Consider the following 18561-nt stretch of genomic DNA (forward strand, 5'->3'; position numbering starts at 1 on the left):
CACCACACTCCGTCGATGGTCGCGTCGATGTCGGAGATATCGTATACGCGCGAGTTCGACGCGTTCCCAGAATTCCCGGAGCCGGAGGCCGAAGCGCCGATCGGTCCCGCCACTCCCTCGGCGACGGGCCGCGCCGCCCGTCGGCGCCGACTGGCGGACTGGAAGAAGCAGCGGCGCCGGGCCGTGGTCGCGTCGACCGTCGCGCTCGTCGGCGGCGGTCTCACCCTCGCCTTCATGCCGTCCTCGCGGCCCTCCGTCAGCGAGGCTCAGGCGTCCCCGACGCCGGACCCGTCGACGGCCCCGGCCTCGCCGTCGGCGGACAGCGCCGACACGGGCCCGGAGACCGAGCGTCCCCGTTCCCGCGATCCCCGGACCTCCGGCAGCGGTACGCGCCCGTCCGGGACCGCCAACGCTCCGGGGAGCGCCACCGCGACCACCCCCGTGGACGCCCCCGCGCAGCGGAATACCTCGCCGCAGACCAGCAGGGGCGGCGCACGTCCCCCCGCGGAGGCACAGTCGCAGTCGCCCATCGCCCCCGCCGCGCCCGACAACGCGGCCACCGCCGAAGAACCGCCCCCTCAGTCGAACGAGCCCACTTCACCCACGCAGCCACCCCCGCCGCCGCCCCCGACCGCGGAGGAGCCGGAGAAGGACTCGTCGGGAATCTGCGTGCTTGTCGTCTGCGTCGGCCTCGACCTCGGCAACTGAGCCAACGGGCCTGGCTGTTCAGGCAGGAGGGAGGAGGTCTCCCCGTTCGACAGGCCGCGTCGCGGCGCTCGGGGTGCTGACGCTGCGCGCCCGTTCTCCCTTCGTAATGTGACGCGGGTCACATCAGCCTCATGTCACGGACGGAAGGACAGCTTGCGTCTGGTGGTCGTCCGCACGGCGGGAACGACCGACGCGAAAGAGGCAGCAGAGCGATGAACGCGACAGCAGCGCAACAGCACGAGGTCCTGGTCCTGGGCGCCGGTTACGCCGGCCTCTCCGCCGCGATCCAGCTCGCGGCCCGCACCAGGAAGCGTGGTGACCTGCGAGTGACGCTGGTCAACCCGTACGACACCTTCACCGAGCGGCTCCGACTGCACATGACCGCCACCGGCCAGGAGACGGCCGAGATGAACATCCCGGAGCTGTTGGACGGCACCGGGGCCGGCTTCGTCCGCGGCTGGGTCACCGCCGTCGACCCCGAGGCGAAGACCGTCCGGATCGACGACGACCGGGTCCTGCGCTACGACACCTTGGTCTACGGCCTGGGCAGCGTCGCGGACACCGTCGCCGTTCCCGGCGTGGGTCAGGCTGCGGGCGCAGATCGTCCTCCGGGCGGCTCGGGGCAGGTCCCACGCGCGTACCGCTGTTGAGGTGGGAGTGCACGTGGACACCGTGCGCACGTGGCGGGGCCGGTACGCCGACCTGGGCCTGCCGGGACTGGCCGACCGCAAGCGCCCGGGGCGGCCCGCCACTGGATCAACTGCGTTTGAGGGCCCCTGCTCGCGGAGTTCTCAGGACCCCCGTGATGTCAGGGCGCGAGTTATCTCCACCCATGAGCAGATACCTGGGGGCCGCCGGTGAAGTAACGGCTGAGGGCACTGGCCGTCGTTGGTACGAACTCCTTGGGGATGGCGTCGGTATCCACCCAGCGGACCTGGGAGTGCTTGCGGGGTTCGCGGTTTTCGGGTTCGCCCGTCCATTCCTGGGCGGCGAAGACGACCGTGAGGAAGCCGTTGGGCGCCTCGACGCCCCAGGCCCCGTGAATGATGTGGGCGACTTTGAGGGACTCCGGCTTCACGGTGAGGCCGGTCTCTTCGTAGAGCTCACGGACTGCGGTTTCGGTGATGGGCTCGCCCGGTTCGCTCTTGCCGACGGGCAGGTCCCACAGGCCCTGGGCGAACTTGGCGTTCTCGCTGCGCTGGAGGAGCACGACTCGGTTGGTGGCCTTGTCATGGACGATGACAGCCGCGACCAGGAGGGTCATCGAGTCGAGCGCCGGCTTGAGGGCTGGGGAGCGGTCGTCGGTCTGCTGAGCCACGGGGTTCCCTTCGTCGGCCGGGTTGATGGGCATGCTAGGCGAGGGCCTCACGGGCGCGACGGGCGAGCTCGGCGGCGCCGGGGACGCGGCGGCGCTGGTAGACCACGAGGGTGGAACGGATCGAGGAGATCGCCTTGCGGGTGCGGTCGGATGTCATGCCCTCCATGAGGACGAGGGCCTGGGTCCAGGCGGCGACCGCTTCGTCGGCGCGGGCCTGGGCGGCGAGACTGTCGCCGAGGTCGGCGTGCGTGAGGGCGTGGACGCGCTTGTACTTCTCCGGATCCCAGCGGGTGAGGGCGTCGCGGTGCTGTTGCTCGGTGCCCGGGTGGTCGGCGAGGTCGGTCAGAGTGCGTGCGGTATGGCTGGCCACGGTGCCGGCAGCGGGGCCGCTGACGCGGGAGAAGCTCGGCTGGGGCCAGTCCTCCCGTATGAGGGCTTCTTCGGCGGCGAGGAGGGCACGTGCGGCCGAGGGGTTCTCGCCGACGGCTGCGTAGGCGCGGGCGTGGGTGATGTGGAGGAGAGCTTCGGTCTGGCCGTCGACGTGGCCGAGACCGCGGGTGAGGGCGCCTTCGACGAGGTCAACGCAGTGACGGGGTTGCTTGAGGCTGAGGGACTGGTGGGCGAGGGCGCGCATCATCCAGGCGGCGTGGCCGTGGGGGTCGGCTTCGCAGGCGAGCTGGTAGCCGACCTGGTAGTAGCGCTGAGCGGCGCCTTCGTGGCCGAGATCGTGGTGCTTCCAGCCGGCGAGATAGGCGAGTTCGGCGACGGCGCCGAAGGCGGCCTGGCGTGCGGGTTCTGAGGGGAAGCGTCCGCGCAGCATGGGCGCTGCGGTGTCGGCAAGGTAGGCGGTGACGGTGGTCAGGCCGTGGCCGCCGCCGAGGCGTTCGTCGGCGGCGCTGAAGGCCGCGGTGATCTCTCGTACGACGTCGATGTCCTCACCGCCGACAAGGGAGCGTGCGGTGCGGGCGCGGAGCATTCGGGAGGTGGCTTCGTGGTCGTGCAGGAGGGGCATGGCCACGCCGGCCGTGGTGAAGGCGGCGATGGCGAGAAAGCGGCGGCGTTCGACATCCGCGCGGCCGAGGTCCGTGACCGTGGTGACGGGGTCGGTGTCCGGTGGCGACTCCGTGCCGGGTGAGTGGAGACCAAGTTCGGTTCGGGTCACGACGCGCCCCAGCCGACGGGAGAGGGCTTCGGCGAGGTACTGACCCGTGCGGCCGGACGGGGCGCGGGTTCCGTTCGCCCAGTGCGAGATGGCCGATTTGTTGGTCTGGAGCAGGTCGCCGTTCTCGGCGGCGATACGGCGTACGTCCTTGGCCAATGCCTCGTACGTGCACCCGGCGGCGTTGATCGTGTCGCGCAGGCGGGAGTTGGGGTGGGTCGGCGCTGGCACGATCTCTTCCGCTTCGGAGCTGTAAACCGCGTATACCGCTTGGTATCGGTCACACAGTACCCACTCTGTGTAGCGGGCGGTTCACTTATCGACAGCCGCCCCACTCTCGGGCCGGGCGGCCCTCAAGTTCCCTACGCCCTACCGGGCTCGGGCATTCCTGTGCCCCGGCCCGGACGATCAGAGACGGAGAAACGGTGACCACCATCGACATCGCGACCACCACGGTCGAGCTGTCCGACGCCTTCGACCCGCGCTGGAGCCGCCTGCGGGTCTTCCCCGTCGTCCAGTTGTGGACCGTCCGGTCGCTCACCGTTCCCTCGTGGCCGGGTGACCGCACATGAGCGTTCATCGCGTCGGCCAACCCGGCCTGGGTACCCCGCGCCCCACGGGGCACCCCGGCTACTCCGAGACTCTCCCGCGCGAGCCGCAAAGCGCGGCCGTCGCCCGCGGGCTCGTCCGTACCGCCCTCTCCGCCTGGGGCCTGGAGGAACTGATCGAGGACGCGACGCTCGTCATGACCGAGCTGGTCTCCAACGCCGCCGAACACTCCGAGTCGCATTCGATCAGAGTCATCGTGGCCCGGCCCACCGAGAGGTTCGTCCGGCTCGGCGTCGTGGACCGGTCTCGTGCCATCCCGATGATGCGGACGGACTCCAACGGCGATCAGATCCGGGGCCGTGGACTCCTCCTGGTCGAGGCGCTCACCGACCGCTGGGGCACCGACCTGTACCGGTGGGGCAAGCAGGTCTGGGGCGAGATCAAGAGCGGTGACGCCTCGTGAAGAACGGAAAAGCGTGGGTGGGTGACCAGATCCGTGACGAGGACACCGAGCGGGAGGGAATCGTCACGGACGTCCGGCGCGGCACCGTGTACATCCTCCGCCCCCTGTACGGCCCGGGGCAGTGGGAGAACAGGAACGTTGACCGCCTGACGGTGACCGTGCCCCTCAGCGACCGGGACTGGTTCTAGGCCGTGTTGTGAAAGTCCCGCCTGGCTCGCGACGCCCGGCACGCACGCTCGCCGCGTTGTCGGAGTCGTCCAAGTACGTCCAGTACGAGGACGATCCTCCGCCTTGCGATCGCACGCACCGGACGCCGCGAGCCCCGCCCTGCGGGCGGACGGCGCTACTTTCGCAACACGCCCTAGGCCGTGTGTCGCAGTCGGCCGCCGACGCCGCCGGGCGCACCAGCACGCTGCCGGGAGGTCGGCGACGCGCACACAGCCGCGCACCGGGTGCTTGGCCCGCATCGTGCTGACCGTGGTCCTCTGACGACTGGTCCGGATCAAGTGAGGCCTTGTCAGTCCGCCGTCCGATAGGTAGGACTGTCCGTGTGGCTGATCAACGGAACTTCGCGCGTACCGTCATGGCGTTCTCCTCGATCGTGGTCGCCGGCTGCGCGGTGGCAGTGACGATCAAGGCGATGAGCACCGGCATCGAGGTCGAACAGCCGAGGGTGATGGACCAAGCAGCGTTGGAGCAGCAGGTGATCAGCGACATCCAAGGCCGACCGGAGCCCACTGATGGCCGGCTGTCCTGCCCCGCTTCCGTCGTGGTCGAGGTGGGCAACAAGTTCGAATGTCGGTTCCGGGACGGCGATAACTCGAAGTTCGTGGAGGTCAAGGTCGTCAGCGACCAGGGCGAAGTCTCAGCGCGATTCATCGGCTAGCGGACGTGCTCGTTCTGAGGGGCGGCGCGTCCATGAGTGTCCGATCCGTCACGACGAGCGGGTTTCGTCACGGGCTCGCCGTCGTCAGCGTGGTGAGCTCGGCGATGGCGGTGGGGGTGACTCGGCAGCAGCCGCCGACCAGGCGCGCCCCTGCCGTCTGCCAGGCTCGGACTCTGGACGGGTCGAAGGTGGCGTCCCCGTGCCAGCGACGCGCTGCCGCGTCCCATTGCTCGCCGCTGTTCGGGTAGACGACGACCGGCTTGCCCGTCGCCGTCGCGGCGATCTCGACGGCCCGGTCCGTGTCCGCCGGGTCGCAGCAGTTGATCCCCACGGCGATCACCTGGTCCTCGTCCGCCGCCAGGGCGAAGGCGTCGGCGAGCGGTTGTCCGGCGCGGGTGCGCTCTCCCGCGATGGAGTACGAGAGCCAGACCGGCACCCCGCAGCCGTCGGCCGCGCGCAGCAGCGCCTCCGCCTCGTCGGCGTCGGGCACGGTCTCCAGCGCGAGCACATCGGGACCGGCCGCGGCGAGGGTCTCGATCCTCGGCCGGTGGAACCGTTCCAGCTCGGCCACCGACCGTCCGTACCGGCCGCGGTACTCGCTGCCGTCCGCGAGCATCGCGCCGTACGGACCGACCGAGGCGGCCACCCAGACCTCGCGGTCCCCCGCCTCACCCGCGCGGCGTGCCAGCTCCACGCTGCGGGCCAGCAGGGCCGACGCCTCGTCGCGTGGCACACCCCGCCGCGCGAAGCCCTCGTATGTCGCCTGATAGCTGGAGGTGATGAGGACCTGTGCGCCCGCCCGTACATACGCGGCGTGGGCCGCCTCGATCTGCTGGGGACCGTCGACGAGGAGCCGCGCCGACCAGAGGGCGTCGGACAGATCGCAGCCCTGTTCCTTCAGCTGATTGGAGAGACCTCCGTCGAGCACGACGGTTCCCCCGTCGAGGGCGGCGGCGAGTGTGCGGGCGGGCTTCACTGTCCGGTCTCAGTTCAGCTGGGACTGGACCTGGGCGGAGATCAGCTCCAGATGGTCGAGATCGTCCAGGTCCATGACCTGGAGATAGATCCGCGAGGAGCCCACCGCGCCGTACCGTCCGATCTTGTCGACCACCTCGGCGGGCGTGCCCGCGAGCCCGTTCTCCTTCAGCTCCGCCACCTCCCGTCCCAGGGCGTCGGCCCGGCGGGCCACCTCCGCGTCGTCCTTGCCCACACAGACGATCAGCGCGTTCGAGTACACGAGATCGTCCGCCTTTCGCCCGGCCTTCTCGGCGGCGGCCCGCACCCGGCCGAACTGCTGCTCGGTGTCCTCGATCGAGGCGAACGGCATATTGAACTCGTCGGCGTACTGAGCGGTGAGCCGCGGGGTGCGTGTCGCGCCGTGCCCGCCGATCAGGATCGGCACCTTGCTCTGCGTGGGCTTGGGCAGCGCGGGCGAGTCGGTCAGCTGGTAGTACGTGCCGTCGTAGGAGAAGGTCCCGCCGACCTCTGTGCCCCACAGACCGGTCACGATGGCCAGCTGCTCCTCGAACCGGGCGAACTTCTCCTTGGGGAACGGAATGCCGTACGCCGTGTGCTCCTCCTCGAACCAGCCCGCGCCCAGGCCCAGTTCGATCCGGCCGCCGGACATCTGGTCCACCTGGGCGACCTGGATGGCCAGCACCCCCGGCAGCCGGAACGTACCGGCAGTCATCAGGGTGCCGAGCCGGATCCGCTTGGTCTCGCGCGCGAGACCGGCCAGGGTGATCCAGGCGTCGGTCGGCCCGGGGAGCCCGTCGGCCGCTCCCATGCGCAGATAGTGGTCCGAGCGGAAGAAGGCGTCGAACCCCAGGTCCTCGGTGGCCTTGGCCACGGTCAGCAGCGTCTCGTAGCTCGCCCCTTGCTGGGGCTCGGTGAAGATTCGAAGATCCATGCATCCATCCTGCACCTTCGCGAGGCCGTCGCCCTCACCGTCCCACCCCGCCCGCCTCCTCCCGCGCCATCAGCCGGCGCAGCATCCCGCCCACCCGGTCGTTGGACTCGTCGGCGGCGTCGATCGCCTCTATGCACTGCCAGTACAGCCCCTCCTCGTCCGTGGCACACGCCACCGCGACCAGCGCGATCCCCACCTCGCCCAGCAGCATGCCGAGCCCGGTCAGGGCCCCGCGGGCGTCCGGCACTCCGGAGAGCCGCCCGGCCCGTATCCCGCCGGTGCGCAGCCCCGCCTGGTCCGGTAAGCCGCAGCCGCGTCCGCCCGCCTCACCCAGCTCGCGCGCCTCGCCTCTCAGCTCCTGCGGACCACCCAGCGCCAGGTGGGTTCCGATGGCCTGGGCGAGGGCCTGCGCCTGCCAGGCCTCCGCGATGACATCCAGCGCGTCCGCGCTCCCGGCCAGGGCATGCCGGCTCACTCCGATGAGTCGTTCCGCATCCATCCGCCGCCCCCGTTCGTACGCCCATCCTGCCCACTCGCTCCACTACCCAGAGTGAGTGAGCGACGACAGAAAAGCCAGAGGAATGCGGAAATCTGGGGACAGCGAGCTTGTTGTGTATAACTCACTCACTCCGCAGAGTGACGATCATGCGGAATCGGGCCCGTCCGAGGGCTTCTTGGGCGGATAACGGACCTCATTCCGGTCAATCTTCGCGGCGAGCGCCGCCAGTGCGTCGATCCCCAGCACCTCGCAGAACTGCAGCAGATACGCCAGCACGTCCGCGACCTCGTCCGCCACCCGGTGCGCCGACTCCGGGTCCTCCATCACCCGCGCCGACTGCTCCGGCGTCAGCCACTGGAAGATCTCTTGCAGTTCCGCCGCCTCGACGCTCAGCGCCGCCACCAGATTCTTGGGGGTGTGGAACTGCTCCCAGTCCCGTGCCGCCGCGAACTCGGCCAGCCTGCGCTGCAGTCCCGCTACATCCTGTTCCGTCACGGGTCCAGGTCTACCACCGTCACCCCGGCCGCCCCACGGGCGTACGAGGCATCGCCGACCGCCCCCACCAGTCTGAGGTGTCCCTCCGCGCAGACCGCCGCCGCCAGCGAGAGCAGTTCCCGCGCCTGCCGCCGGTCCAGGCTCCGGTCGAATCCGTCCGCGAGGACGGTGAGCGAGCGCAGCTCGGGGGGCAGTTCCACGGCCTGGTCCATGGCCAGCACCCCGGGACCGGTGAGCAGCACGAGCGCCAGCGCCAGATAGCGCAGTTCGCCCTCGCCGAGCCGCTCGACGGGGGTGGCCGCCCTGGCGCCCGACGTGTCCCGGGCGAGCAGCGCCCGTACCGTACCGTCGGCGAGCCGCTCGACCGCCAGCTCCGTCACCGGCCCCGCGCACCCCGCTCTGGCCGCGGCGGCCAGCCGGTCGTGCCGTGCCACGGACTGGTCCCGGGTGCGGTCGAGCACCGCCGCCAGATTCTCGCAGCCACGGCGCAGCCGCCCCTTCCCCACGGCCACCGGCTGCCGCATGAGCTGCGGCTGCGGATCGCAGACGAAGACGGACCGCAGGGCCACCACGGTCTGTTCGGCGGCGGCGAGGACCCGCAACTGCCCCTCGGTCCTGCCCGCGACGCGCAACGGCAGCAGCGCCGTGCTCAGCCGGTCGTCGGGCAGCGGCGCGCGGGTCACGGGCACCGCGCCCGCCGTGTGCCAGGCCGCCTGCACCGTACGGCGTCCCGGGTCGCGCAGTGCGGTGGTCAGCAGGGTCTGTCCGCCGCTGGTCAGCCGTTCGCCGACGATCCGGAGTTCGGGTTCGGCCTGGACGGCGATATCGAGCTGTACGGGACCGGCGGGGCCGTCGACGGTGCAGCCGATCCGGAATCCGCGCCGCCCCTGCGCGTCGGCCGCGGCCCGTTCCGGAACGCAGGCCACCGGATCCGGGAAGACATCGCGGAGCGAGGCGCCGGCGCCGAGCCTGGCGAGCGACTCGTACGCGCGCAGCGCCGTTGTCTTTCCGCTGCCGCTCGCCCCGGTGAACAGCGTTATGGGGCCCAGCGGGAAGGCCGCTCCCCGGTGCGACGTGAAGGCGGAGAGCCGCAGTTCGGTGACGGCGGGGCGGGTGCGGATTGCTTCCATGGCCGGAATGTATGCGGCACAAAAGGTGCCGAACCGTTCCGCCTGGGTGACCTTCCTACGATCGGGGGACGACGTCCGCCGCGACTCCCTCGACCTCCGTGCCGACGGGTGCCAGCAGGAAGACGTTCGTGTCGACCCGGTGCATCCCGCTGCCGAGGCCGAAAACGATACCGCTGCTGAAGTCCAGGATGCGCTTGGCCACATCGGCCTCGGCGCCGGTCAGGTCCAGCAGGACCGGGATCCGGGCGATCAGATGGTCGGCGACCTCCCGCGCGTCCGCGAACACCTGGACCCGCAGGACGATGAAGCGGCGGTGCTCCGCCTCGTACTCCCGGGGGAAGCTCCGGTGGTCCACCTGGGAGGGCCACTCGTTGCGGCCGCGCAGCGGGACGACCTGGGCCAGGCCCTCCCACTGCTCGTCGGTGACGTCGTACCTGTCGTATCTGCTCACCGGACCACCCCGGTCGCGCGCTGTTTCTCCATCCGGCCATCCTCCCGCCCCTCACCCGTTCGGCCCATCAGCGACACGGCTCAGTCAGGGACGGACTTCACCGAACGTGACCGGGCGCGGCCTTCGTGGGCCGAAAGACCCCGGCCGGCCGGTCGCCGGGGCCCCGTGAGATCGGCCGCTCCCGCCGGGCCCCGTGAGATCGCCCACTCCCGCCGGGGCCCCACCGTGAGATCGGCCACTCCCCGTCAACGGGGCGTGGCGTGCTCCCTCTTCACCTCCAGGCCCTTCGGCGCCTCGATGTGCGCCGTGCCGTCGGCGTCGACGGCGATGTCCAGCCGCCCGCCCGCGACGTCGAGACCCTCGACCTTCAGCGGCCGGTACGCCTCCGCGAAGGCGGGCGCGACCGTGATCGTTCCGCCCGGGACATCGGCGGAGAGTCCCAGGACGGACTGGAGGACCATGACGGACGAAGCCGCCGCCCAGGCCTGCGGACGGCAGGACGCCGGATAGGGCGAGGGCCACTCGTCGGTCGCCGAGCCATGGCCGGCGAACAGCTCGGGAAGCCGCGCGTCGAAGCCCGCGGAGGCGGTCAGCAGGCCCGCGGCCAGCGGCGCGGCCGCCTCCGGGAACCCGGCCCTGACCAGCCCGTGGACGGCGATGGCGGTGTCGTGCGGCCAGATGGAACCGATGTGATAGCCGTACGGGTTGTAGCCCACGGAGTCGCTGCTCAGGGTGCGCAGACCATGACCCGAGTCGAGGTCGGGCGCGCTGAGCCGGGCGGCCAGCAGAGCGCTCTCGTCATGGTCAAGAAGACCCGTGCCCAGCAGATGGCCGAAGCCCGAAGTGACCGAGTCCACCGGCTTCTTGTCCCGGTCGAGGGCGACCGCCGGGTACGGTCCGCGCTCGTCCTCCACCCAGAACTGGCTCCGGAAGCGGTCGCGCAGCCGCTCGGCCCACTCCTCCCACCGGTCGGCGTCCGGCCGTCCGAAGGCACGGAGCAGGGCGGCGCCGCCGCGGGCCGCCTCGTACGCGTACGCCTGGACCTCACAGAGCGCGATCGGTGACGTGGCCAGCCGTCCGTCGCGGTGCCGGATGGAGTCTCCCGAGTCCTTCCAGCCCTGGTTGGCCAGGCCGCGCCCGGTGTGGTCGATGTACTTCAGGAAGCCGTCGCCGTCGGCGTCGCCGTGGTCACGCATCCAGGCGAGCGCGGACTCGGCGCGCGGCAGCAGCTGTTCGACCTGCTCGGGAGCAAGGCCCCAGCGCCACGAGTCGTGCAGCAGGGTGATCCACAACGGGGTGGCGTCGACCGTGCCGTAGTAGCTGGGCGGCAGGGCGAAGGAGTCGTCGAAGTGCTGTGCGGCGCGGCGCACTTCGTGCAGGATCTTGCCGGGCTGCTCCTCGGTGTCCTGGTCGGACTTCGTGCCCTGACGGCGGCCGAGAGTACGGAGCGTACCGGCGGCGAGATCGGTGCCCAGCGGCAGCAGCATCCGCGCGGCCCACAGGGAGTCGCGGCCGAAGAGGGTGAGGAACCACGGGGCTCCCGCGGCCAGGAACTGGTCGGCGGGCTCCTCGGGATCGGTCAGCCGCAGCCGGTCGAGGTCGGCGGTGGACTGGCTCAGCCAGTGGTCGAAGCGCCGGTCGGCGCTGCGCAGGACCGGGGTGCGCCAGGGCACGCTGTCCGACGCGGGCGCGGGGAACTGGTCGCCGTCCTCATGAGCCGCGTCACAGTGCAGCACGGCGGTCCACGCCGAGCCGGGCGCCAGCTCGATGTCGTACTCCAGCCGCCCGGCGGCCGGGTCGACGGCCGCGGGCTCCGGCGTGCTGGTGAGGCGTACGGCGAACGCGTCCCGGGCCCAGTCGAGTCCGCCCTCGGTGGCGGTTGCGGGGACCGGGCGCTGCGCCTGTCCCGACTTGACGCGCTCCATCGGGGCCAGGTCGGTGACGGCGGTGACGATCAGCCGTACGCGGACGTGCTGCCGTCCCGCGTTGCCGACTTCGAGGGTCTCCTCCAGCCGCCCTGGGGTCAGCCGGCGGCGCCGGTGCAGGGTGACGGCCGGGTCGGGCGTCTCCTCGCCGAGGCCGCGCAGGACACCGCGGAAGGCTGCCCGGTCCGCTCCGTCGAAGGCTCCGCGGACCGGAGCGATCACGATGCCGTCGGCCTCGACGGTCAGCCGGGCCAGCGCCCTGCTGTCGCCGTGGTAGAAGCCGTCGGCGCCGCCGTCGATCTGTCCGTCCGCGTGCGAGATCGCAAAACTCGGCGCGTACAGCGTCACACAGGCGTCGTGCAGGAACGGCTGGAGGCCTTCGGCAGAGGGGCCGGCCTCCGTGACGGAGTTCGTTATGTCTTCGGTCTTGACAGTTGTATCCAACAGAGCAGAACCTCTCAGGCATTGGAGCGTTCCAAGAAGCCTAACGACGACTTCAGGACGTTGACAACGGTATTGGAACGCTCCAATGAACTCGTCCATTCGTACAACCCGTTCCGGAGACAGTCATGCCCCGCTCGCCCAACACCCCTGCGTCCAAGGCCGGTCCTGTGACCTTGGCCATGGTCGCGCGGCGGGCCGGGGTATCTCCACAAACAGTCTCAAATGCCCTTAACTCTCCCGAACTGCTCCGCCCCGAAACCTTGGAACGGGTCACCCGCACCATCGACGAGATGGGCTACCGCCCGCACCGGGCCGCTCAGACCCTGCGTACCCGCTCCAGCAAACTCATCGGTTACGGCATACGTCCCACCGCCCCCGGCACCTCGGCGCCGGTCATGGACCGCTTTCTGCACGCCCTGTCCCAGACCGCCGACGAGGCCGGCTACCGGATCCTGCTCTTCGCCTCACCCCCGGGCACCACCGGTCTCGACGGGTACGAGGAGCTCCTCGACCTGCACAGCGTCGACGGTTTCGTGCTCAGCGGCACCGACCGGGGCGACCAGCGTCAGGCCTGGCTGGAGAAGCGCGGCGTGCCGTTCGTCGGCTTCGGCCGGATGTGGTCGGGCCGGCAGATAGGCGACTGGGCGGACGTCGACGGCGCCTCTGGCACGGACGCGGCGGTCGAACATCTGGTGGGCCTGGGGCACCGCAAGATCGCTTTTCTCGGCTGGCCGCGCGGCTCCGGGGTCGGTGACGACCGCGCCGAGGGCTGGAAGCGCGCCATGCGCCGGCACGGCCTTCCGGTGCGCGGCCGGCGGGCGCAGAGCGTCGACGACACCGCCTCGGCGCAGGCCGCCGCAGGACCGCTGCTCGCAGCGGGCGCGACGGCCGTGATCGCCGCAAGTGACATGCTCGCGCTGGGCTGCTACCACGCGCTGCGCGAGCGAAAAGCCGTGCCGGGCACGGACGTCGCCGTCGTCGGTTTCGACGACTCACCCACGGCGGCGCTCCTCTCGCCCGGCCTGTCCACCATCGCCCAGCCACTGGAGGCCGTCGGCCGCGAGTGCGTCCGTCTCCTGCTCGCCCGGATGTCGGAGCCCGACGCTCCGCCCGAGCGGGTCCTGCTCGAACCATCCCTCGTCGTCCGCGACAGCACGCCCGTGTCCGGCGACTGAACCATCCGCGCCCTGCCAAGGGCCACCACGGCCCTCGGGCCACCGATCCACAGCACGCCCCTCCCGGGCAGCTGAGCCGCTTGTTTTACCCCTTCTGGAGGAATTCATGGTCACCCGTACGGCCGTCGCCGCCCTCGCCACCTGCGCGGCGCTGCTGACCGCCACCGGCTGCTCATCAAGCTTCGGCAACGACAAGGAGCCCGAGCAGGCCAAGACCGGCAAGCAGAAACTGACGGTGCTGATCGCCACCTCGGGGGACGCCGAGACCCAGGCCGTCAAGACCGCTGCCGCCGCGTACGCGAAGAAGTCCGGCAACACGGTCACCGTCGAGGTCGCCAAGGACATGAACCAGCAGCTGGCCCAGTCCTTCGCCGGGCACAAGCCGCCGGACGTCTTCTACGTCAACTCCGACCAGTTCGCCAACTACGCCAAGGGCGGATCCCTGTACCCGTACGGGGACCAGATATCCGACGCCGGCGACTTCTCCGAGCAGCTGCGCACCTCCTTCTCGTACGACGGGAAGCTGGTGTGCCTGCCCAAGGACACCTCCACCCTCGGCCTCGCCATCAACTCCGACCTGTGGGAGAAGGCCGGGCTGACGGAGAAGGACTACCCGAAGACCTGGAAGGACCTGGAGACCGTCGCGGACAAGCTCACGGGCGACGGCGTCACCGGCCTGGTCACCAGCGACGAGTACCAGCGGCTCGGCGTCTTCATGAAGCAGGCCGGCGGCTGGGTCACCGACGCCGACCAGAAGAAGATGACCGCCGACACCCCGGAGAACGCCGAGGGGCTCACCTTCGTCCAGTCCCTGCTCAAGTCGGGCTCGATGAAGTTCGCCAAGCAGGTGGACACCAGCTGGGGCGGCGAGGCGCTCGGCAAGGGCAAGGCCGCCATGACCATCGAGGGCAACTGGCTCGACGGCGGCATGAAGCTCGACTACCCGGATGTGAAGTACGCCATCGCCCCGCTGCCCGCGGGTCCTGCCGGTCAGGGCACCCTCGCCTTCAGCACCTGCTGGGGCGTCGCCGCCGACAGCGCCCACCGCGAGGCCAGTGTCGACCTGGTCAAGTCCCTGACCACCGCTGACCAGCAGATCAAGTTCGCCGAAGGATTCGGTGTCATGCCGTCGCGTACGAGCGCGCTGACGACGTACGCCGAGCAGCAGCCGGCCGCCAAGGCGTGGGTCGACGGCAGCGCGTACGCACAGGGTCCGGTGACCATCGCCGGCTTCGACAAGGTGCTGAGCCAGTTCAACACCGATCTCCAGTCGCTGCGCACCGCCGACCCGAAGAAGATCCTCGCCGACCTCCAGCGCAACGGCGAACAGGCCATCGCGAAGGGCAACTGAGCCGCATGCCCATCCGCACGATGCGCACGAGCGGTACCCCCCGTACGACCGGTACGCCTGGCGCCCCTGACGGCGCACCCGGCCGATCCGGTTCGACCGCGACGGCCCGCGCCCTGCGCGCGGGCCGTCGCGGGGAGGGTGCCTGGGGCTGGCTGTTCGTCAGCCCCATGGTGCTGATCCTCGGCCTGTTCCTGGTGCTGCCCATCCTCATGGCGCTCTGGGTGAGCCTGCTGCACTGGGACGGACAGTCCAACCCGTTCTCCGGTGAGACCGATTTCGTCGGTCTGGAGAACTACCGGACGCTGTTCACGCAGGACGGTCTCGACCGCACGCTGTTCGCGACCGCCCTGCGCAACAACGCCTATTACGTGCTGCTGACCGTGCCCCTGCAGACCGTGCTGGCGCTGGTCCTGGCCCTGATCGTCAATCAGCGGCTGCTGCGGGGGCGGGGCGCGCTGCGTACGACGTTCTTCTTCCCGTCGGTCACCAGCTCCATCGCCGTCTCCACGGTCTTCCTCTTCCTCTTCCAGGGCAGCGGAGCCGTCAACGCCCTGCTGTCCTGGATCGGGGTGAAGGGACCGAACTGGTTCGCGGACCCGCGCGGGGTGCTCTCGCTGATCCTGGGCGGTCTGGGGATCGTCGATCCCGAGCGGCCCACCGGGATGCTGGCCGAACACTCCGTCATGGGACTGTCGTGGTTCGAGTGGCTCTCGGGCCCCTCGGTCGCGATGTGCACGATCATCCTGCTGGCGGTGTGGACCACCTCGGGCACCTTCATGCTGATCTTCCTCGCGGCGCTCCAGAACATCCCGCGGGAGCTGGAGGAGTCGGCGGCCCTGGAAGGGGTCAACCGCCGTCAGCTGCTGCGGTACGTGACGCTGCCCGCGCTGCGTCCCGTGCTGTTCCTGGTCCTCACCCTGGGGCTGATCTCCACCTGGCAGGTCTTCGACCAGGTGTACGTGATGGGCCAGGGCGCCCCGGGCAATACGACGCTCACGCCCGCCTTCCTGTCGTACTCCGCGGGCTTCGACAACGCGGACTTCGGCCAAGGGTCGGCCATCGCGTTCATCCTGCTCGCCCTGATCCTCGTCCTGACCGCGCTCCAGCGCTGGGCGCTGCGGGAGCGTGGCGTACGCAAGAGGAGGAACCGATGAGCGCCGCAGGTACGGCCGTACGGGACCGGGCCGAGCGGGCCCGTCTCCGTCGCGCCTCGCGCGACCGGGCACAACCCGTCCTGGGCCGTTTCCCCGTCCCGGTGCGGGCGCTGGGCTACGCCCTGGTGATCGGGATGGCGCTGCTCTATCTGCTGCCGTTCCTCCTCCAGTTGGTGACCGGCTTCAAGACGGACCCGGATGCCGCCGCGCATCCGCTGGCCCTGCTGCCCACCACCCCGACGACAGCGGCGTATCAGCGGCTGTTCGGGCTGAGCGAGGCCGCGGACGGGGTGCCCTTCCTGCGCTGGCTCAGCAACTCGGCGGTGGTGGCGGTCGTCGTCACCGCGGGCCGGGTGCTGTTCGACTCGATGGCGGGGTACGCGCTGGCGCGGCTGCGCTTCCGGGGCCGCTCGGTGCTGTTCGCGTTCGTGCTCGCGGTGATGGCGGTGCCCGGCGTGGCGCTGCTCATCCCGAAGTTCCTGGTGCTCAACACCTTCGGGATCTTCGACACCTACACCGGCATGATCCTGCCGCTGCTGGTGGACGCGGCGGGCATCTTCATCATGAAGCAGTTCTTCGAATCGGTGCCGCCCGAGGTCGAGGAGGCCGCGCGGGTCGACGGCGCGGGCGTGTTCCGGATCTTCTGGTCGGTCGTCCTGCCGATGGCCAGGCCCGCGCTGATCACCCTGACGATCCTGTCGTTCCAGGGGTCGTGGAACGAGTTCACGCACTTCCTCGTCGCCACCCAGTCCGGCCAGTACGAGACGCTCACCACGGGCCTGGCCCGCTTCGTCTCGGGTGGCCTCGGCGGTGGTACGCAGTATCCGCTGAAGCTGGCCGCGGCCCTGCTCTCCACCGTGCCGGTGGCCGCGATGTTCTTCTGCTTCCAGCGCTACTTCGTCAACGGCGCCAACGCGGGCGCGGTCAAGGAGTGAGGCCGGGCACCGTCGAGAGCTGACGGCGCCGGAGTGCGACGCGAACGCCGGTCCTGGCCCGGCCGCCCCTTCTTCTGATGCGGGCGGCCGGGCCCGGTCGTTCGTACGACCCGGTGGTGCGCCCGTTCGGCTGATGGAGTGAAACAACACGCCATGCCGGTGAGGTCGGCAGGAGGCACGGGTCAGCCTCGCGAGTGTGTCGGTGAGAGTACCCGCGGTGGCGCGGGCGCCGAGAGAGATGGGGCGTGATGGGCGCGGAGCGCATCGACACCCGACTGCTGAAAGAACTCACCGAGCAGTCATACGATCTGAACAGCGACGCCCTGAGGATGACGGGCAGCGCGCTGGCAGACTTCGCCGAGGCCGCGGAGCCACCGGGCCGGTGGTGGCGACGGGGCGGGGTGCTCGCCGGTGCGGCCGGCGCGGCGGCCCTCCTCGGCTCCACCCGCGCGGTGGCGGCCACGTCGCGCGACGACATCATGGCGTTGCAGACGGCCGCGTCCATCGAGAATCTGGCGGTGAGCGTCTACCGGACCGCCGCCGGTATGGCGTTCATCAAGCACGGCAACAAGCTGATCTCGCAGTTCGTCACCAGAACCGCCCAGCAGCACGAGGAGCACGCCAAGGCGTTCAACGCCGCCGCCACCCGGGCCGGCGGTAAGGCGCAGCCCGGTCCCGACCCGAAGTACGAGGCCATGGTCCAGGAGGAAGTGCCGTCCATGACCACCCCGGCGGAGGTGGTCTCGCTGATCCTCTCCCTGGAGGACGTGGCCTCGCAGACCTACACCAAGAACGTCGGCCAGGTCAGCGACGCGCGTCTGCGCCGGCTCTTCGCGTCCGTCGCCCCGGTCGAGGCGCAGCACCGCGCGATCCTGCTGGCCATGCAGGACCTGCTCAACGTGGGCAACACCAACCTGCTCGCGATGTCGCCGGATCTCGCCAATCTGCCCGCCGAGGTCGGAAGCGCCGGGTTCCCCGATGCCTTCTACCCGACCGACAACGCTTCCCCGATCTCCGAAGGGGCCGTCAAGTGAGTACTGCCCGTGGCGGCTGGGAGCTGCCCATCAGCGAGGACGAACTCACCCGCCTCACCGCCGGCATGGCGGAGGCCCACCTCGGAACGCTCTCCGCGATGCGCGCGAGCGCCGCCGAACTCACGGAACAGATCACGGCCGGTGGCGCGGCGCGGGACCACGCGGCGCAGGACGGCTCGGCGCAGGACGACCCGGCGCAGGACGACCCGGCCGGTCCCGGGCGCCGCCGCTTCCTGCTGGGCGCCGCGGGCGCCGGGGCCGCCTTCCTGCTCGCGGCCTGCTCCAGCGACAAGGGTTCCGCCGCGCCGCCGGCCGCCAAATCGGCCTCGCCCGTCGTGGACAAGAGCGTGTACACCGGCGACCTGAAGATCGTCGCGCTGGCGGTCGCGCTGGAGAATCAGGCCGTGGGCGTCTACAAGGGGACGCTGGCCGCGGCCAAGGCGGGCAAGCTCGGCACCGTGCCACCCGCGGTGACGACCTTCGTCACCACGGCGATGGCCCAGCACGCCGACCATGCCAAGGCGTGGAACGCCGTACTGACCGGCGCGCGCAAGCCCGCGATCACCGGTGTACCGCTGTCCAACCAGAAGAAGGTCACCACCGCTCTGGGCAAGGCCACCAATGTCGGGGCCGTCTCCAAGCTCGCCCTCCAGCTGGAGGACCAGGCCGCGCAGACCTATCTCTTCGCGACCTACAACGTCAAAAGCGCGGCCGGGATCCGGACCGCGGCCACCATCGCGCCGGTGGAGGCGATGCATGCCACCATCCTGAACTTCTTCCTCGGTGAGACCCCGGTTCCCGAGGCCTTCCTGCCCGTCGACCTGGCGGCCAAGCCGAGCCTTCTGACGGTGTGAGAGCTGGTGCGTGCCCGGGAGCGAGTCCCGGATCTGCGGAGAGCGGGCACGCACCGGCTTCCCCCGGGCGCCTGCCCCGGCGGGGCCGGTGCGAGACTGGCCGCGTCCTTCGCCTGCTCAGA

At 70.5% G+C, this 18561-nt stretch carries 22 protein-coding genes; 13 read left to right on the forward strand and 9 right to left on the reverse strand.

The window, feature by feature from the left end:
• The first annotated feature begins 27 nt into the window (after positions 1 to 27).
• The 3 genes from ACFVWW_RS07560 (at position 28) to ACFVWW_RS07570 (ending at position 1569) form a co-directional block, all read left to right on the forward strand.
• Positions 28 to 708 (forward strand): hypothetical protein, encoded by a 681-nt coding sequence (locus ACFVWW_RS07560; RefSeq protein ID WP_384329684.1) that lies wholly within the window; start codon positions 28 to 30, stop codon positions 706 to 708.
• Between the two features lie 212 nt (positions 709 to 920).
• Entirely contained in the window at positions 921 to 1358 is a 438-nt protein-coding gene (locus ACFVWW_RS07565) for an FAD-dependent oxidoreductase (RefSeq protein ID WP_386876497.1), read from the forward strand.
• Positions 1309 to 1569, forward strand: coding sequence for a helix-turn-helix domain-containing protein (locus tag ACFVWW_RS07570; RefSeq protein WP_386876790.1), 261 nt, complete (start codon positions 1309 to 1311; stop codon positions 1567 to 1569). Before ACFVWW_RS07565 ends, ACFVWW_RS07570 begins: the two co-directional genes overlap by 50 nt.
• On the opposite strand, the gene ACFVWW_RS07575 is transcribed toward ACFVWW_RS07570, so the two are convergent.
• Together ACFVWW_RS07575 and ACFVWW_RS07580 are read right to left on the reverse strand one after the other, a co-directional pair.
• Positions 1529 to 2059, reverse strand: a complete 531-nt coding sequence (locus ACFVWW_RS07575) for an NUDIX domain-containing protein (protein WP_386876499.1) — start codon at positions 2057 to 2059, stop codon at positions 1529 to 1531. The genes ACFVWW_RS07570 and ACFVWW_RS07575 overlap by 41 nt on opposite strands.
• A 1-nt stretch (position 2060) precedes the next feature.
• On the reverse strand, positions 2061 to 3416 hold the full coding sequence (locus ACFVWW_RS07580) for a tetratricopeptide repeat protein (protein ID WP_386876501.1): 1356 nt from the start codon (positions 3414 to 3416) through the stop codon (positions 2061 to 2063).
• A gap of 194 nt (positions 3417 to 3610) precedes the next feature.
• Here ACFVWW_RS07580 and ACFVWW_RS07585 point away from each other — a divergent pair, with 194 nt between their 5' ends.
• From ACFVWW_RS07585 to ACFVWW_RS07600, 4 genes are all read left to right on the forward strand, one after another.
• Positions 3611 to 3757 carry a hypothetical protein gene (locus tag ACFVWW_RS07585; RefSeq protein WP_386876502.1) on the forward strand — a complete coding sequence of 49 codons (147 nt, stop codon included), beginning with the start codon at positions 3611 to 3613 and terminating at the stop codon, positions 3755 to 3757.
• Entirely contained in the window at positions 3754 to 4197 is a 444-nt protein-coding gene (locus ACFVWW_RS07590; protein WP_386876504.1) for an ATP-binding protein, read from the forward strand. Before ACFVWW_RS07585 ends, ACFVWW_RS07590 begins: the two co-directional genes overlap by 4 nt.
• A gap of 17 nt (positions 4198 to 4214) precedes the next feature.
• The gene (locus ACFVWW_RS07595; protein ID WP_386876506.1) at positions 4215 to 4385 is read left to right on the forward strand and encodes a hypothetical protein; all 171 of its coding nucleotides are present in this window, start codon (positions 4215 to 4217) and stop codon (positions 4383 to 4385) included.
• 362 nt (positions 4386 to 4747) lie between these two features.
• Positions 4748 to 5083, forward strand: a complete 336-nt coding sequence (locus ACFVWW_RS07600; RefSeq protein ID WP_384183210.1) for a DUF4333 domain-containing protein — start codon at positions 4748 to 4750, stop codon at positions 5081 to 5083.
• Positions 5084 to 5150: 67 nt separating this feature from the next.
• Here the strand turns inward: ACFVWW_RS07600 and mmuM are convergent, their stop codons facing one another.
• The 7 genes from mmuM to ACFVWW_RS07635 all read right to left on the reverse strand — a co-directional run bounded on the left by mmuM (position 5151) and on the right by ACFVWW_RS07635 (position 11936).
• On the reverse strand, positions 5151 to 6059 hold the full coding sequence (mmuM, locus tag ACFVWW_RS07605; protein ID WP_386876508.1) for a homocysteine S-methyltransferase: 909 nt from the start codon (positions 6057 to 6059) through the stop codon (positions 5151 to 5153).
• A 9-nt stretch (positions 6060 to 6068) separates the two neighbouring features.
• Complete coding sequence (locus tag ACFVWW_RS07610; protein WP_386876509.1) at positions 6069 to 6992, reverse strand: LLM class F420-dependent oxidoreductase; 924 nt, start codon at positions 6990 to 6992, stop codon at positions 6069 to 6071.
• A gap of 34 nt (positions 6993 to 7026) precedes the next feature.
• Positions 7027 to 7491, reverse strand: a complete 465-nt coding sequence (locus tag ACFVWW_RS07615; RefSeq protein WP_384183219.1) for a DUF6099 family protein — start codon at positions 7489 to 7491, stop codon at positions 7027 to 7029.
• Positions 7492 to 7635: 144 nt separating this feature from the next.
• On the reverse strand, positions 7636 to 7986 hold the full coding sequence (locus tag ACFVWW_RS07620; protein WP_384183221.1) for a nucleotide pyrophosphohydrolase: 351 nt from the start codon (positions 7984 to 7986) through the stop codon (positions 7636 to 7638).
• Entirely contained in the window at positions 7983 to 9116 is a 1134-nt protein-coding gene (locus ACFVWW_RS07625) for an ATP-binding protein (protein ID WP_384183224.1), read from the reverse strand. The genes ACFVWW_RS07620 and ACFVWW_RS07625 overlap by 4 nt, the downstream gene beginning before the upstream one ends.
• A 55-nt stretch (positions 9117 to 9171) precedes the next feature.
• Positions 9172 to 9567: a cell division protein SepF gene (locus tag ACFVWW_RS07630; protein ID WP_384183226.1), complete on the reverse strand. Its 396-nt coding sequence runs from the start codon at positions 9565 to 9567 to the stop codon at positions 9172 to 9174.
• Between the two features lie 245 nt (positions 9568 to 9812).
• Positions 9813 to 11936, reverse strand: coding sequence for a glycogen debranching N-terminal domain-containing protein (locus ACFVWW_RS07635; RefSeq protein WP_384329654.1), 2124 nt, complete (start codon positions 11934 to 11936; stop codon positions 9813 to 9815).
• A 125-nt stretch (positions 11937 to 12061) separates the two neighbouring features.
• On the opposite strand from ACFVWW_RS07635, the gene ACFVWW_RS07640 reads away from it, so the two are divergent.
• The 6 genes from ACFVWW_RS07640 to ACFVWW_RS07665 all read left to right on the forward strand — a co-directional run bounded on the left by ACFVWW_RS07640 (position 12062) and on the right by ACFVWW_RS07665 (position 18439).
• The gene (locus ACFVWW_RS07640; protein ID WP_384183231.1) at positions 12062 to 13111 is read left to right on the forward strand and encodes a LacI family DNA-binding transcriptional regulator; all 1050 of its coding nucleotides are present in this window, start codon (positions 12062 to 12064) and stop codon (positions 13109 to 13111) included.
• 106 nt (positions 13112 to 13217) lie between these two features.
• On the forward strand, positions 13218 to 14462 hold the full coding sequence (locus tag ACFVWW_RS07645) for an extracellular solute-binding protein (RefSeq protein WP_384183234.1): 1245 nt from the start codon (positions 13218 to 13220) through the stop codon (positions 14460 to 14462).
• Positions 14463 to 14467: 5 nt separating this feature from the next.
• Entirely contained in the window at positions 14468 to 15616 is a 1149-nt protein-coding gene (locus ACFVWW_RS07650; RefSeq protein ID WP_384329651.1) for a carbohydrate ABC transporter permease, read from the forward strand.
• A complete protein-coding gene (locus ACFVWW_RS07655; RefSeq protein WP_384183239.1) occupies positions 15613 to 16551 on the forward strand; it encodes a carbohydrate ABC transporter permease in 939 nt (312 codons plus the stop codon). The genes ACFVWW_RS07650 and ACFVWW_RS07655 overlap by 4 nt, the downstream gene beginning before the upstream one ends.
• A 248-nt stretch (positions 16552 to 16799) precedes the next feature.
• Positions 16800 to 17585 carry a ferritin-like domain-containing protein gene (locus ACFVWW_RS07660; RefSeq protein WP_386876514.1) on the forward strand — a complete coding sequence of 262 codons (786 nt, stop codon included), beginning with the start codon at positions 16800 to 16802 and terminating at the stop codon, positions 17583 to 17585.
• Entirely contained in the window at positions 17582 to 18439 is an 858-nt protein-coding gene (locus tag ACFVWW_RS07665; RefSeq protein ID WP_386876516.1) for a ferritin-like domain-containing protein, read from the forward strand. Before ACFVWW_RS07660 ends, ACFVWW_RS07665 begins: the two co-directional genes overlap by 4 nt.
• Positions 18440 to 18561: the final 122 nt, after the last annotated feature.

The organism is Streptomyces sp. NPDC058198 (assembly GCF_042882605.1).
GTDB lineage: Bacteria > Actinomycetota > Actinomycetes > Streptomycetales > Streptomycetaceae > Streptomyces.

Bases quoted from the DNA above. Each gene is read 5' to 3' on its own strand.
- ACFVWW_RS07615 (WP_384183219.1), bottom strand. From the start codon at position 7,491: ATGGATGCGGAACGACTCATCGGAGTGAGCCGGCATGCCCTGGCCGGG.
- ACFVWW_RS07650 (WP_384329651.1), top strand. From the start codon at position 14,468: ATGCCCATCCGCACGATGCGCACGAGCGGTACCCCCCGTACGACCGGT.
- ACFVWW_RS07590 (WP_386876504.1), top strand. From the start codon at position 3,754: ATGAGCGTTCATCGCGTCGGCCAACCCGGCCTGGGTACCCCGCGCCCC.
- ACFVWW_RS07610 (WP_386876509.1), bottom strand. From the start codon at position 6,992: ATGGATCTTCGAATCTTCACCGAGCCCCAGCAAGGGGCGAGCTACGAG.
- ACFVWW_RS07640 (WP_384183231.1), top strand. From the start codon at position 12,062: ATGCCCCGCTCGCCCAACACCCCTGCGTCCAAGGCCGGTCCTGTGACC.
- ACFVWW_RS07575 (WP_386876499.1), bottom strand. From the start codon at position 2,059: ATGCCCATCAACCCGGCCGACGAAGGGAACCCCGTGGCTCAGCAGACC.
- ACFVWW_RS07625 (WP_384183224.1), bottom strand. From the start codon at position 9,116: ATGGAAGCAATCCGCACCCGCCCCGCCGTCACCGAACTGCGGCTCTCC.
- ACFVWW_RS07655 (WP_384183239.1), top strand. From the start codon at position 15,613: ATGAGCGCCGCAGGTACGGCCGTACGGGACCGGGCCGAGCGGGCCCGT.
- ACFVWW_RS07660 (WP_386876514.1), top strand. From the start codon at position 16,800: ATGGGCGCGGAGCGCATCGACACCCGACTGCTGAAAGAACTCACCGAG.
- ACFVWW_RS07565 (WP_386876497.1), top strand. From the start codon at position 921: ATGAACGCGACAGCAGCGCAACAGCACGAGGTCCTGGTCCTGGGCGCC.
- ACFVWW_RS07645 (WP_384183234.1), top strand. From the start codon at position 13,218: ATGGTCACCCGTACGGCCGTCGCCGCCCTCGCCACCTGCGCGGCGCTG.
- ACFVWW_RS07560 (WP_384329684.1), top strand. From the start codon at position 28: ATGTCGGAGATATCGTATACGCGCGAGTTCGACGCGTTCCCAGAATTC.